This window comes from Clostridium sp. HMP27 (genome assembly GCF_000765165.1).
Classification (GTDB): Bacteria; Bacillota; Clostridia; order Clostridiales; family Clostridiaceae; genus Clostridium_AK.
Genome location: NZ_JMFY01000015.1, coordinates 37745 through 52207 on the forward strand (window position 1 = coordinate 37745; position 14463 = coordinate 52207).

Annotated in this window: 13 protein-coding genes; 5 read left to right on the forward strand and 8 right to left on the reverse strand. The window is 29.9% G+C overall.

Annotated elements, in window-relative coordinates:
* Positions 1-56: 56 nt before the first annotated feature.
* From DP68_RS07445 to DP68_RS07470, 6 genes are all read right to left on the reverse strand, one after another.
* Entirely contained in the window at positions 57-2081 is a 2025-nt protein-coding gene (locus tag DP68_RS07445) for an FtsX-like permease family protein (RefSeq protein ID WP_035308015.1), read from the reverse strand.
* Positions 2071-2838: an ABC transporter ATP-binding protein gene (locus tag DP68_RS07450; RefSeq protein WP_035308016.1), complete on the reverse strand. Its 768-nt coding sequence runs from the start codon at positions 2836-2838 to the stop codon at positions 2071-2073. Before DP68_RS07450 ends, DP68_RS07445 begins: the two co-directional genes overlap by 11 nt.
* Positions 2839-2899: 61 nt before the next feature.
* Positions 2900-3319 carry a hypothetical protein gene (locus tag DP68_RS07455; RefSeq protein WP_035308017.1) on the reverse strand — a complete coding sequence of 140 codons (420 nt, stop codon included), beginning with the start codon at positions 3317-3319 and terminating at the stop codon, positions 2900-2902.
* A 195-nt stretch (positions 3320-3514) separates the two neighbouring features.
* Entirely contained in the window at positions 3515-4528 is a 1014-nt protein-coding gene (locus DP68_RS07460) for a sensor histidine kinase (protein ID WP_035308018.1), read from the reverse strand.
* Positions 4525-5193 carry a response regulator transcription factor gene (locus DP68_RS07465; protein WP_035308019.1) on the reverse strand — a complete coding sequence of 223 codons (669 nt, stop codon included), beginning with the start codon at positions 5191-5193 and terminating at the stop codon, positions 4525-4527. Before DP68_RS07465 ends, DP68_RS07460 begins: the two co-directional genes overlap by 4 nt.
* Positions 5194-5456: 263 nt before the next feature.
* The gene (locus DP68_RS07470; RefSeq protein ID WP_052085701.1) at positions 5457-6941 is read right to left on the reverse strand and encodes an SPFH domain-containing protein; all 1485 of its coding nucleotides are present in this window, start codon (positions 6939-6941) and stop codon (positions 5457-5459) included.
* Between the two features lie 398 nt (positions 6942-7339).
* Between DP68_RS07470 and DP68_RS19195 the strand changes: the two genes are divergently transcribed.
* Together DP68_RS19195 and DP68_RS07480 are read left to right on the forward strand one after the other, a co-directional pair.
* Positions 7340-8311: a CAP domain-containing protein gene (locus tag DP68_RS19195; RefSeq protein WP_081957121.1), complete on the forward strand. Its 972-nt coding sequence runs from the start codon at positions 7340-7342 to the stop codon at positions 8309-8311.
* Positions 8312-8493: 182 nt separating this feature from the next.
* Positions 8494-9381, forward strand: a complete 888-nt coding sequence (locus tag DP68_RS07480; protein ID WP_052085702.1) for a CAP domain-containing protein — start codon at positions 8494-8496, stop codon at positions 9379-9381.
* Between the two features lie 111 nt (positions 9382-9492).
* Here DP68_RS07480 and modB read toward each other — a convergent pair whose 3' ends face one another.
* Together modB and modA are read right to left on the reverse strand one after the other, a co-directional pair.
* Positions 9493-10149, reverse strand: a complete 657-nt coding sequence (modB, locus tag DP68_RS07485) for a molybdate ABC transporter permease subunit (RefSeq protein WP_035308020.1) — start codon at positions 10147-10149, stop codon at positions 9493-9495.
* Positions 10150-10214: 65 nt separating this feature from the next.
* Positions 10215-10994 carry a molybdate ABC transporter substrate-binding protein gene (modA, locus tag DP68_RS07490; RefSeq protein WP_035308021.1) on the reverse strand — a complete coding sequence of 260 codons (780 nt, stop codon included), beginning with the start codon at positions 10992-10994 and terminating at the stop codon, positions 10215-10217.
* A gap of 265 nt (positions 10995-11259) precedes the next feature.
* Between modA and DP68_RS07495 the strand changes: the two genes are divergently transcribed.
* From DP68_RS07495 to DP68_RS07505, 3 genes are all read left to right on the forward strand, one after another.
* On the forward strand, positions 11260-12492 hold the full coding sequence (locus DP68_RS07495; RefSeq protein WP_035308023.1) for a pitrilysin family protein: 1233 nt from the start codon (positions 11260-11262) through the stop codon (positions 12490-12492).
* Between the two features lie 46 nt (positions 12493-12538).
* Positions 12539-13183, forward strand: coding sequence for a recombination regulator RecX (recX, locus tag DP68_RS07500; protein WP_035308025.1), 645 nt, complete (start codon positions 12539-12541; stop codon positions 13181-13183).
* Between the two features lie 82 nt (positions 13184-13265).
* Entirely contained in the window at positions 13266-14438 is a 1173-nt protein-coding gene (locus DP68_RS07505; RefSeq protein WP_291547891.1) for a transglutaminase-like domain-containing protein, read from the forward strand.
* Positions 14439-14463 lie beyond the last annotated feature (25 nt).

Sequence of the window (14463 nt, forward strand, 5' to 3'; positions counted from 1 at the left end):
TAATAGTACATACAAAAAGCAGGGTGACCATTCACCCTGCTTTACAACTTAATATACTAATCGCTATTTTTAACTATACTTTTAAACCCAACATAAGTTGCATAAAAGTATCCACCATATATCATAGTGAGTGTTAAGGCTAGCATAAGGGAGTAACTTCCGAAGATACTTTTATTATCCATTCTAAGCATTTCATTAGCCACGGTTATTCCAACTATTGAGTGTATGATTGCCAAAGCTAAAGGTATCATAAAATATATAAGGTTTTGTATTAGTATTGCTTTGTTTATCATTTTTTCAGTAGCACCTATTTTCTTAAGAGAATTATATCTACTCAGACTGTCGCTTGCTTCTGATAACTGCTGTAATGCTAATACCGCAGCACTGGATATCAAAAATACTATGCCTAAATATATACCTAAAAATACAATGATTGCTGATGTTCCATATACTATTCCATACAACTGTTCTAGTGTATTTGCATATATAAGCATAAAATCTTCCTCTTGAAATTTGTACTCCTTCAGCTCATCAAACAAGTTAGCGAATTTTTCCTTTGATTTTTCAGAGTTATTACCCTCAAACATTACATTAAAGCAGGATGAATCTAACTTTAACTCGCCCTGAAAGTTGTCCGGGATTATGAAATAAAGGAATTCCAAACTAGCTGTAGAGCTAACTAGATTCTCTTTTATTGGGACATTATTTTTAATGCTATAAGTTTTATCCTCTATAATTACAGATTTTTCATTTTTCATAAATTCAGAGAAAGCATTACTAAAATCTTCATAGTTGGATACAACTAAAATTTCATTATCCTTTAAGTCTATGGGTTTTTGATCCAGAAGCTGTCTTATTGAATTGTATTCAGAGATTTTTACACTTGTTACAGGACCATCTCTATAGGCTGATTGAAGTTCTTTTGCTTCTTTTTCATTTAAATATTTGCTTAATAAATCGTTTAGCGACACCTTAAGCTTGTATTGAGTAAAAAAGGTGTGTTTTTCGTAAGTCTCAAATTTAAAGTTCACTTTATCAAGAGATTCTTTAATATTCATTATCTTTTGATCTTTTATATCAAGATCTAGTTTAGCTGAAGCATCAAAAGAAGTATTTCCTTTAAGCATTGAATCAAGGTTACCTTTGTAGCCAAACATGCTAAATAAAAGTGTGATAGTTAAAAAGAGCATAAGGCATATTGTAGTCATTGACAAAAAGTTAGTAGTTATCTTGTTGTTTATTTGCCTAAGCACAAATATGTTTAAGTTTTTAAGATATATTTTCTTGTTTCTTTGCACCATATGGATTAAGAAGCTAGAAAGACTGAAAAAGCACAATAGAGTTCCTATAATTCCTAGTGCAATAGAAGCTATAAAAATAATATTATTAGGAGCTAGTCCAACCTTTAATACCATAGTATATGCAGCTATAAGTGCTGCTACAGATAGTAAAAATATAAATATTGAAACAATAGGGTTTTTAAGCTTTATGTCTTCATTTTTCTTTGCTGCATTTAGCATGTCTATAAGCTTATATTTAGAAATAATAATCTGATTAAATATCATCACTAGAAGAAATATTATTCCAAAGTATATGGAAGATTTAATTATTGCGTTTACTGATATAATAAATTTGTATTTATTCATATCAACTACTAAAAGCTTAGCGGTAATAACGGATAAGCCTTGGGAAACTACAATACCAAGTAAAATTCCAACAATGAGAGATAATACACCGATTAAAAAAGTCTCCAATATTAAAATCCTAGAAATTTTACCTTTTGACATACCTAAGGTCATATATATGCCTAATTCTTTTTTGCGTTTTTTTATTAAAAAGTTATTAGCATAAATTATAAGTCCACCTAAAATAAAGGACACAAATACTGATGCTCCTGCTATAAGCTTATTTAGGGTTACCATATAACTTTTAGTGCTTTTACTTATCTCAAGCATAGATGTTTGAGCTTCAATAGAATTAAAACTATAGAATATGCATACAGCAAAGGTTAGGGTTAGGAAATATATTGAATAATCCTTAAAGCTTCTTTTTACATTGTTTATTGCTATTTTAGAAAACATCGCTTGCATCTCCTCCAAGTAAAGTTACAACTTCAATTATCTTATTGAAGAATTCCTTTCTCGTATCATTTCCACGTATAAGCTCATTAAAGATTCTACCATCCTTAATAAATAAAATTCTATGAGCATAGCTTGCTGTAAAGGCATCATGAGTAACCATTAGTATAGTAGCTTGAAATTCTTTGTTTAACTTTTCGAAGGAGTCTAGAAGCAGCCTTGAGGATTTCGAGTCTAATGCACCAGTAGGCTCATCAGCCAATATTAGTGAAGGGTTAGTGACCAAGGCTCTGGCAGAAGCCACCCTTTGCTTTTGCCCTCCTGACATCTGAAAGGGATATTTGTTTAGTACATCAGTAATTTCAAGCTTTTCTGAAACTTCTTTTATGGCTGCATCTATTTTAGAAGCTTTTCTATTTTGTATAGTTAGAGCCAAGGCTATATTCTCATAGGCGGTCAGGGTATCCAGTAAATTAAAATCTTGAAAGATAAATCCTAATTCATCTCTTCTAAACTTTTCTAAAGCTTTTGATTTAAGATTTGTAATATCCTTATTATTTATAATAATGTGTCCTGTAGTAACAGTATCAATAGTTGAAATACAATTTAGGAGGGTAGTCTTACCGCTGCCTGAGGGACCCATTATACCAACAAACTCTCCCTTATCCACCTTAAAGCTTATATTATCAATAGCCTTAGTAATATTACCTTTGTTACCATAGTATTTTTCGATTTTTTCAACGTTTAATATGTTTTTCATATATTATTTCCTCCATAACTTTATTTATCCAGCAGGCATTTTTGTAGAATCTTATAAATCTTTAATTTTTCACATCAAATTCGCTAATGGTTTGGATTATCTCGCTACCTGCAGAATAGGTGGTGACACCGTAGTGACCTGGTTCAAGTCCTTCTGGAAGGGATAGTTTAGCAGAAAAATATCCTGTGCTACTTATTTCTATATTTTCCTCTACTTTAAATCTGTTCTTTGTTGATATTTCACCTTTATACCATACCACCGTTACCTTTTTTATAGCGAACTTTTTACCTTTTGCAGAAAAATAAACTGTATCCTTTGATGTAAATGTAGTAGTAGGTGCAGTGGGTTTTCCATTGTCATCTATACTCTTAGTTAGTACGGTCTCTGTGATTTTAGGACCCCTAAAAAAGTAGTTATAAGAAGCGCCGCATCCAACGATGATTAAAATAGTTACTATTATAGGTATCAATAATTTTTTCATAGTAAGTTCCTCCTGTATTAATTAATGTTTTGTCTACAGTTATTATCTTACTAGAATTTTTTATGGATACATATTAGTTTATATTTCATTAAAGTTACATTTTTGTAATGTAAAAATAGAGACAACTTTTCTAAAAGAAAAAAATAATGGATTCATAGCAGTAGCAATAAGCAATAGCCATGAATCCTATAAATATCAATTCAATAAATTAGTTCTTCCTAGGGGAAAGATAATACTAACCTTTGTACCCTTCCCAGCTTGCGAAGTTAAAGTTAGCCCTAATCCAAGCTGCTCAGAAAGCTTCTTGCACAAATAAAGGCCAATGCCGGTAGATTTTCTAAGTTTTCTGCCATTTTCTCCAGTAAAACCTTTTTCAAAAACTCTGTTTATATCTTTATTTACAATGCCGATACCATTATCCTCAATGTTAAGTACTATATTATTTTCATTTCTAATAGAATATACTTTTACTTTGGATAGCTTTTCCTTAGAGTATTTAATGGAGTTTACTATTATCTGATTTAATATAAACTCAAGCCACTTGGCATCACTGTAGACTGAACCCTCCACACTTCCAATATCGATGGATATTCTTTTGTTTATAAAATCTCTAGAATTTCTTTTAATTACGGATTTTACAAGGGCAGGTAAAGAAACTTCTTTAATAATATAATCCTTGCTTACATTATTGCTTCTAGAGTAGTATAATACCTGTTCAATATAACCTTCAATTGTCTTAATTTCATAATCAATATTTTTTGTAATTTCATTTTGATTATTTTCAATAATCAATCTTGTAGATGCAATAGGGGTCTTTATCTCATGAACCCAGGTTTCTATATACTCTCTATATTCACTCTGCATATCTCTATACATTTTTACATGCTCATGCATGTTCTTATTCGCTTCTTTTAATAGATTATATACAAACTTACCCTCTATGAATTCAGGTTTTTTAATCATTTCAGAAAGCAAATATTTTTTATCCAAGCTATCCATTACACTTGTTAACTCAGTGTAAAAGCTTTTTAGCTTAATGTATTCTACTGCTATAAAGGAAAGAAGGGGGAAAAACCATATGCAAAAGGTAAAGAGAATCACATTTGAACTGACATTTATAAGAACCATAATACCGCAAATAATAAAAAATAGTATAAAATTAATCAGTAAAAATAAAAATCTATCTTTTAAATAATCTTTTATATTCATGGCAGTATATACCCTAATCCACGTCTGGTTTCTATATTTTCTTTCATCCCAACTTCTTGAAGCTTTTTTCGTAGTCTTGTAACATTTACGGATAAATTATTATCATCCACAAAAATTTCTGAATTCCACATATAGTCCATTAAATCATCTCTGGAGACTATTTTTCCTTTGTTTTTAATCAAACATGAAAGTATTTTAAGCTCATTTTTTGTTAGTTCTGTGGTATTACCCTTATATGTAATAGAGCTATTTGATAAATTAAGCTTTAAGTCATTGTAAGAAATTATGTCTTGAGCGTTGGAACCACGGGCCCTTCTTAAAATAGATGCAATTCTTGCAAGAAGAATTTGAGTATTATATGGTTTTGTAATAAAGTCATCAGCACCTAAATTCATACTCATAAGTTCATCCATATCACTATCCCTGCTTGTAACAACTATTATTGGTACATCAGAACTCTTTCTTATTTCTCTGCATATGTGATATCCATCAAATATGGGCAGATTTATGTCTAAGAGTATCAAATCCGGTGATTCCCTTAGAGTATAATCAATAATATTTTCAAAGTTTGTTGGAGCAGTAACATGATAACCATACCTAGTTAGAAAAGTTTTAAGTTCTTCTCTTATGGTATCAGTATCTTCTATAATAATTATTTTTGACATGGATTCACTTCCTTTGTAAAAATCTATTAACTTAAGCATATTATAATTGATTATAATCATTTGAAAAATATAGAGTCAATAAAGAATTTTGTAAATCTACTAATTTGGAAGGAGGTATATGAAAAAAATTTAAAATGATAAAGACGGGTATCTTCAGAGTTCAATAGTTTACGTTAATTTATTTTAACCAATAATGAATGAAAAAATCAAAAGGGGATAAATAAAGATTTATCCCCTTCATAATAAAATATATATACGGACTATTAATCCATGTTAGCGGATACTGCTTCATCTTTAATATGTTTTATTTCAGCAGTAAGCTCCTTTGGCTTAATATCGCTAGAATTAGCAGTCATATCTTTATTAACAAAATTATTTAACACCTTTGATAAATCTACGCCAGTTAAGCTCTTTAATACTTCAAAACCATTTGCGGTTACATCAGTAACTATTTTGGATACTTTTGATGCACCCTGAGTACCTCCATTGTCTATTACTGTTAAATTATCTATCTGTTCTAATGGTTTTGATACTTCCTTCATCACATCTGGTAATTTATTTACAATCATTTCAACTACTGCAGCTTCACCGTATTTCGCCATTGCTTCTGCAAGTCTATCTTTTGCCTCAGCTTCTGCAATACCTTTTGCCTTGATAGCTTCAGCTTCTGCTAGCCCTTTTGCTCTTATTGCTTCTGCATCTGCTTGAGCTTGTATCTTTTTTGCATCTGCCTCAGCTATTGCTCGTACTCTTATTGTCTCAGCTTCAGCTTCAGCTTGTTTAATTGCTTGTATTTTATGTGCTTCAGCAGCAACCTCAATTTCATATCTTTTAGCATCAGCAGGTTTTTTTACTTCTGCTATTAATTTCTTTTCTACAACTAGTGCTTCTTTTTCAGCAAGCTCTGCTTGTTGTTCAGCGAGTATTGCATTATTTTCAGCCTCTTGCAGCTTATATGCAACGTCAGCATTGGCCTTTGCTTTATCCTGCTCAGCTCTGTATGACTCTAATTTTATTCTTTTATCTCTTTCGCTTTGAGCTATTTCAGTTTCAGCTTCTAATTTTGCCTTTTGACCTTCTCTTGTAGCACTTGCAGTTCTAATTTCTGTATCTCTTTTTCTTTCTGCTTCAGCTATATCTGCTTCAGACTTTGCTGCTGCTATTTGAGGTTTTGCTCTATTTTCTAGATAACCACCCTGAGTACTTATTTTTAGGATTGTATAAGATATTAAAACTAGACCCATTGATTCTAATTCGTTTCTTATATCATCTTCAATTCTTTGTTCAAAAGAAGCTCTATCCTCGTTTATTTGTTCTACTGTTAAGGTAGAAATTATACCTCTTAATTTACCTTCTAATATCTGTTCAACTATAGTTCTTATAACATTTACAGTATTATTGTCTCCACCACTGCAAAATTGTTCAACAGCTTTTAATATATTCTCAGTATCATTTTTAACTTTTACTACAGCAGTACCTACTATATTTACAAATATACCTTGTCTTGCAGGAGCTTCATTTACATCTGTTGTCATGGAGATATTCTCCAGTGATATAGTACAAGATGTTTCTAATATAGGGATCATAAAACCCCCTTTTCCTGATAAAACTCTTTTCTTTAATCCTGTAATAACAAGTGCTTTGTCAGCAGGTACTCTTCGCCAAAAGCATAATATTACTGCTAATACTACTATTACAGCAATTATTATTGGCAGCAAATGAAATAGTGAATTTAATAAATTTTGCATTTTAATTTTCTCATCCTCCCTTTTGATAATTCTTTTGAAGTATTTGTATATATTACATTCTACTATACATGATTATGTTTAAACACTATTTAGGTAAATTTAATAATATTTAGGAAAATTTAATAATATTTAATGTGGAAATGATAGTACAATATTTTTTCTGCAAGAGAGTTTAAACTTATATATATACCTTTATTGTATATATTTATTTTCATAAAGCTTGATTTTCATGGGATTAAGAGGTTAGGGAATAGAATGATTAGCTTTTATTACTGGTGAATTAATGCAAATAAATTATGCAATTGATGGTATTTTTCAAATAGTGTTAAAATTAGCGAAAAATCATGTTATAATCAATCTCGTGAAATGCCAATAAAAGTGATAGAGGGGGATTATCAATGAAAAGATTAGCGATTTTTGTATCAACAATTGCGATAATAGCATCTCTAGCTTCAGGATGTAGTAATTCATCAGTAGAAAAATTAGCGGGGGCTAATGGTAAACCAATAGCTATTGAAAATGGAGAAGGAACTAAAAAATCAGTAGATGTTAAAGAAGAAATTTCAAAAGCTGTGGATAATAAAGAAACTACTAATACAGAAACCAAAGAAGAAAAGGATACTAATGTATCTGAAGATAAAGCATCTACAAATAATGAAGATGAAAAAGAAGTAATTGAAACAGAAGGTAAAGAAGTTGATGTGCGAAATAATGATGAATGTATTACTGATGAAAATCAGTGGACAAACATAATAGACCAAATTAGTAATTCACCAATTAAGCCAGAAGTTATTGCACCAACAGAACAGCCTGAAAATAAACCAGAAGTTACTGCGCCAGTAGAACAACCTGAGGACAAACCAGAAGTTACTGCGCCAGTAGAACAACCTGAAAATAAACCAGAAGTTACTACACCAGTTACAAAACCAGAAGTGAAACCGGAAGCTCCAAAGCCTACTAATCCAGAGAATAATGCAGGACAAGCTGGGGATTCACAGGTAAATGAATTTGAAAAGGAAGTAGTAAGACTTACAAATATTGAAAGATCAAAAGAAGGTTTAAAACCATTAACATTAAATGTTGAATTAAGTAAAGTTGCTAGAATAAAATCTAAGGATATGGTTGATAAGAAATATTTTGACCACAATTCACCAACCTATGGATCACCATTTGATATGATGAAATCCTTTGGGATTTCTTATAAAGCAGCAGGAGAAAATATTGCTTATGGACAAAGAACTCCAGAAGAAGTTGTAAAGGGATGGATGAATTCACCAGGACATAGAGCAAATATATTAAATGGTAACTTCACTGAAATAGGTGTAGGTTTCTATAATAATTATTGGACACAGATGTTTATAGGAAAATAATATACGTTTTAATATGGATTTTTAGTACAAAAGAAAAAGAAAAATCAGTAACTAAAATTAGAATATATAGACAATTGCAAATGTAATTTCTGGTACTTTTTAAATTTTATTAAAATTTATAGAAAAACATGTTATAATGATTCTGGTGAATGGCCAAGAAAAGAGATATAGGAGGATTATCTATGAAAAGAGTAGCAGTTTTAGTATCTACAATTGCGATAATAGCATCCTTAGCTTCCGGATGTAGCAGTTCATCAGCTGAAAAATTAACAGGTGCTAATAATGCGCCAATAGCAATTGAAAATGGAGAAGGGATTAAAAGCCCAATTGACATTAAAGAAGAAATTTCAAAAGTTACAGAGAATAAAGAAGCTAATAATGTAGAAGCTACAAAGGGAAATGACAACAACGTATCAGAAGATAAAACGTCTACAAGTAATGAAGATCAAAAAGAAGTAACTGAAACTAATAAAGAAGAAGTTGCTGTGCAAAATAATGATGAATGCATTACTGATACAAATGATTGGACAAACGTAGTAACTCAAGTTAAAAAACCACAAACAACTAAACCAGTAGTAACAAGACCAGTGGTTACAAAACCAGTGGACAAGCCAGAAACTACTGCACCAGTAGCACAACCAGAAGCTCCAAAGCCAACTACTCCGGAAAGTAATGTTGGACAAGCTGGAGATCCACAAGTAAATCAATTTGAAAAAGAAGTAGTAAGGCTTACAAATATTGAAAGATCAAAACAAGGATTAAAACCATTAACATTAAATGTTGAATTAAGTAAAGTTGCTAGAATAAAATCTAAGGATATGGTTGATAAGAAATATTTTGATCATAATTCCCCAACCTACGGATCACCATTTGATATGATGAAATCCTTTGGAATTTCTTATAGAACAGCAGGAGAAAATATTGCCTATGGACAAAGAACTCCAGAAGAAGTTGTAAAAGGATGGATGAATTCACCAGGACATAGAGCAAATATATTAAATGGTAACTTTACTGAAATAGGTGTAGGTTTCTATAATAATTATTGGACACAGATGTTTATAGGAAAATAATCTAATTATTAATTAGAAGGGCTATCTCAAATTTTATTTTGAGGCAGCCCTTTTATTATACGGATGAATATTTTTATGGAAATGATATGATAAATTAATATATGAATTATACTAAGAATGTTTTTTCTTTAAATATAAGTTTAATATAAGGTTAAGCGAAAAGCTTAGTAAGATAACTATAAGTACAAGACTATTAGCATAATTAGTGTTACCTGATTCTACTGCAAAGTAAATAGCTAGGGGAATTGTTTGAGTTTTATTAGGGATATTTCCCATAACCATAAGTGTAGCTCCAAATTCTCCAAGGGATCTGCAAAAGGCTAATATAATTCCACTAATAAGTCCGGACCAACACATGGGAATCATTATGTGAAAAAAAATTTGCAGTTCTGAGGCTCCCATAGTACGGGCTGCTTCTAAATAAGACTTGTCTACACTCATAAGAGAAGATTTTACACTTTGATACATAAGGGGAAAGGATACTATAATAGCTGCTATAATTCCTGCACTAGTTGTAAATATAATTTGTAAATTAAGGCTTTCATATAATAACTTTCCTAAGGCGCTGTTTTTACTAAGAACTATGAGTAATATATATCCTATAACTGAAGGAGGAAGTACTAAGGGAAGACTTAATATTGTTTCGATACAATCTCTCATTAAGGTATTATTTTTCCAAAGAAGTTTTAAAGCAATTAAACTTAGTATAAGAACTATAGTTGTAGATATAATGGAAATCTTTAAAGATAAAATTATTGCATTACCCATAGTAAGTCTCAAACCTTTCGTATAAATAATAATTATTAGAAGCTTTCATATGACAATGATAATAATTAATAATTAAATCCGTACCTCTCAAATATCTTTTTACTAGATTCTTCATTTAAATAATGTAGAAACATCTGAGCATCTTCTTTGCTTTTAGAGTTTGTAAGTATGCCGCATTTATAAACTATTTCACTGTGACTTTGTGTTGGAATGTTTATAATACTTATTTTATCTTCTTTACCTAAGGTATCTGTTTTAAATACTATTCCACCATCTACATTTTGTGTAAGTACGTAATTAAGGACATCTTTTACAGTTCTTCCATAAACAATAGTACCCTTTAAATTTTCAAAAATGTTATAATAATTAAGAGTTTCAAGCCCATATTTACCTGCTGGGACTGTTTCTGGAGTTCCTATGGATAACTTGTCTAGCTTTGCTTTACGTAAATCTTCAATAGATTTAATATCTCCATGGTTTTTAAAACTTTTATTTATTATAAGAACTATTTCATTTTTTATAGTGTATTCTCCTAAATTTTTATCTATTATATTAGATTTTAAAAGTTTATCATAGTTATCCTTATCTGCAGAAAAATATATATCTACAGGCGCACCTTCTTCTATTTGTTTTCTAAGGGTGCCTGAAGCAGCATAATTTATATTTATTTTAATATTGTTTTCTTTTTCAAAATTATTTTTTATTTCATTTAATGGTTCCATAAGACTTGATGCAGCTGACATAACTAGAGATTTATCAGTTTCTTTAGTGGATGAGCTACTACAGCCTATAAATATAAAAAAACAAGATATAAATAAAATACAATTTAAGATATATTTTTTCATAAAACCACTCCTTAAATTTATAAAATATGGGTATATTTACTTGTATTATATCACAGTATTTTATAAAAGGTAATTTTACTAAGATTAACATAAAAATATGTAGTAAAATATTCATTTCACTTTTAAGAGTATATAAATTATAATAAAATTGAGATATTTTTAGATAATGTTGATTAACAAAGTATAAAATTTGCACTTAGGAAAGTGTTCACTAATTATTAACTATATAACTATTAATTTAAGCATAGCAGAGGGAGATAACAATATGTTTGATTCAAAGTTAAGTACATTACCAAATGGTTTAAATTTGGTTTCTATAAAGAAAGATACACAGGTATTTTCACTTCATGTAGGAGTTAAGATAGGTTCTATATATGAAGAAGATGATGAAAAGGGAATTTGCCATCTTATTGAGCATATGCTTTTTAAGGGAACTACAAATAGAAGCAATGAAGTTATAAATAAGGAGTTAGAGGAATTAGGTGGAGAGTATAATGCATATACAGATCTCGAGTGCACGGTTTGCAGTGTAACTGCCTTAAGTGAAGAGCTTGAAAAGTCACTAGAGATAGTAAGTGATATGATCTTAAATTCTAATTTTCCTGAGGAAGAATTAAAAAAGGAAAAAGGAGTAGTTCTAGCAGAGATAAGGACAAGCAAAGATGATGTAGAAGATTATAGTTTTAAAAGAATAAATGAGCTATCATACGTTAATAGTCCTTTAAAATATGATACTTTAGGTACAGAAAAACATGTAAAAAGTTTTACAAGAAAAAAGCTTATGGATTTTTATAAAAGTCATTATATACCTAATGATATGTATGTAAGTATAGTGTCACCTTATGATCATGATTTTGTATATAAATTAGTAGAAAAGTATTTTAAAGATGTTGAGGCTAAGGAAAGTGTCAGTAAAAAAGTTAATGTGGAAGCAAACATCCCTGGTACCCACACATCCTATAAAAAGGATATAGAGCAAAGTACGATTATTTATTTATTTACCTTTCCAAAGCTTACTAAAGAGGAAGAAATGGCACTTAAAATATTAAATCATAAATTAGGAGATAGCGGCAATTCTATGCTATTTAGAAATTTGCGAGAAGACAGAGGACTTGCTTATGATGTGTATACAAATCTTGATACTACTGATTATGTAAGATCTTTATATATTTACACTGCAGTTGCAGAAGAAAATATAAAAGAAAGCATTAAAGTTATAGATAAGTGTTTAGAAGATATAAATGAGGCAAGAATATCATTTGATGATGCAACTATAAATCTTATGAAAAAGGTGCTAAAGACCGGAATCGTATTTACATTAGAAGATCCTACCGACTTAAGTAATTATGTAATACATCAAATGATTGACGGAGAAAGTATACAGGCATTTTTAGATGATATGAAAAAGATTGAAGAAATTAAGGAAGAAGATATATATAAAATAGCGCATACTGTACTTTCAAATCCAACTATTCATATTTTAAAAAGTAGTAAATAATAGTTAATGATTATTAGGTATTGATTGTAGCTACGAGGAGGATGTTTTGGAACACATTATAACAAAGATTGAAGTACAAAAGAGAAATAAAAATAGAGTTAATGTTTATGTAAATGAAGATTTTTTATTTGCATGTAGTGCAGAAATAATTTATAATTATGGACTTAAATCTGGAGAGAAAATAGATATAGATAAGATAAAAGCCATAATTGAAGAAGATAATTATATAAAGTGCAAAAATGACGCTTTGCATAGTATAGAAAGGGCCTATAAGACAGAAAAACAAGTTGTGCAAAAGCTTTTAGCAAAGGGGTATGAAAAATCAACCATAGAAAAGGCAATTTTATTTTTAAGAGAATATAACTTTTTAGATGATAGTAAATTTGCTGATATGTATGTAAAAGAGAAATTGTTAAGTCAGGGAAGAAATAAAATAAAATATTCTTTAATGCAAAAGGGATTAGATGAGTCTTTAATTAAAGAAAAGCTTCAAAGCATAGATAAGGAAAAAGAAGGAGATTCTCTAGAAAGAATAGGTGTGTTAAAGTACCAGCAGCTTATAAAAAGAGAAGAAGATACTCGTAAAATATATAAAAAATTAGGGGACTATCTTATGCGAAGGGGGTACCCTTGGGATGATGTAAAGTCCTTTTTAAATCGTACTTTAAAGGAAGCATCTCAATTAGATTAAAGGAAACATTTGAAATTAGTTGAGATGTGCTAATTTGCGACGCAATCAAAGATTTCTGCAAATTATGCAAGGGAGGGATAGCATGTTGAAAAGTGTAAATCCAATTACTTTAGCTTTGATTTTGGTGTTTATATATCCAATAGTTAAGGGATTTGTATTTAAGTTCTCATCTAAAAGTTTAAAATTTGACATACAAGAAATGAACAAAAGTATATCCTTTATTATATCGCTGCTTCTAGGTATAGTTTACGGAAAAAAACTCTTTATTCAGCATGATACAGGAGTATATAAAAGGCTGTATGAATCAATACCTCCTAATATATTAGACTATATAGAAGGAAAACCTTTTATAATATATATATTTATAATACCTGCAATCATGATGATTATATATAGGATAGCGTTATTTATACTTAATGCATTAAATAGCATAACATCCTATCCTCTTCTAGATGGAATAGAAAGTTACTTAAGGCAAAAAAATGGTTTCTTTAAAAGTATAATAGGAGGAGTATTTCAGTTTCCTAAGGCTATATCCTATATTTTATTTCTTACTTTAGCATTAAATATAGCATCAATATTTTATACAAATGATTCTTTTAATAAGTATTTGGAAAATTCTAAGGTTTATAATTATGTATGTAAAACTACAATAATTCCTGTAACAAATTCAAACCTTGCAAAGAAGCTTCCAGAAGTCATAAACAATTCATTTAAAATAGTTGTAAAAGAATCAAGTAATTCAACAAATATAACAAATCAAGCAAAGAGAACTGTTGTATATTATAACGGTGTAACTTTAAATGAAGGAATAAAGTCTAATAAGCAAATAGATAACTTTGCAAAAGAACTTGTAGCTAAAGACAAAACAAGTAAAGATAAGGCAAAAACATTATATACTTGGGTTGGCAAAAATGTAGAGTATGATTATGATAAAGCATATAAGGTTTTAAATAACAATTTTCAAGTAGAATCAGGTGCAGTACCAACATTTGAAACTCGGGAAGGAATATGTTTTGATTATGCATGTCTTTATGTGGCCATGGCTAGAGCAAATGATATACCAGTAAGGTTAGTTACAGGACAAGGATTTAACGGAGTAAGCTGGGTAAGTCATGCTTGGAATCAGATATATATTGCTGAGGAAGATAAGTGGATAAATGTGGACCCTACATTTTATAAGGGTGGAAATTATTTTAATAGCAAAAGATTTGATCTAGATCATAAAGATGCAAATATCGCAGGTGAGTGGTAGAAATAGGGCGTTTTCAATATTGAAA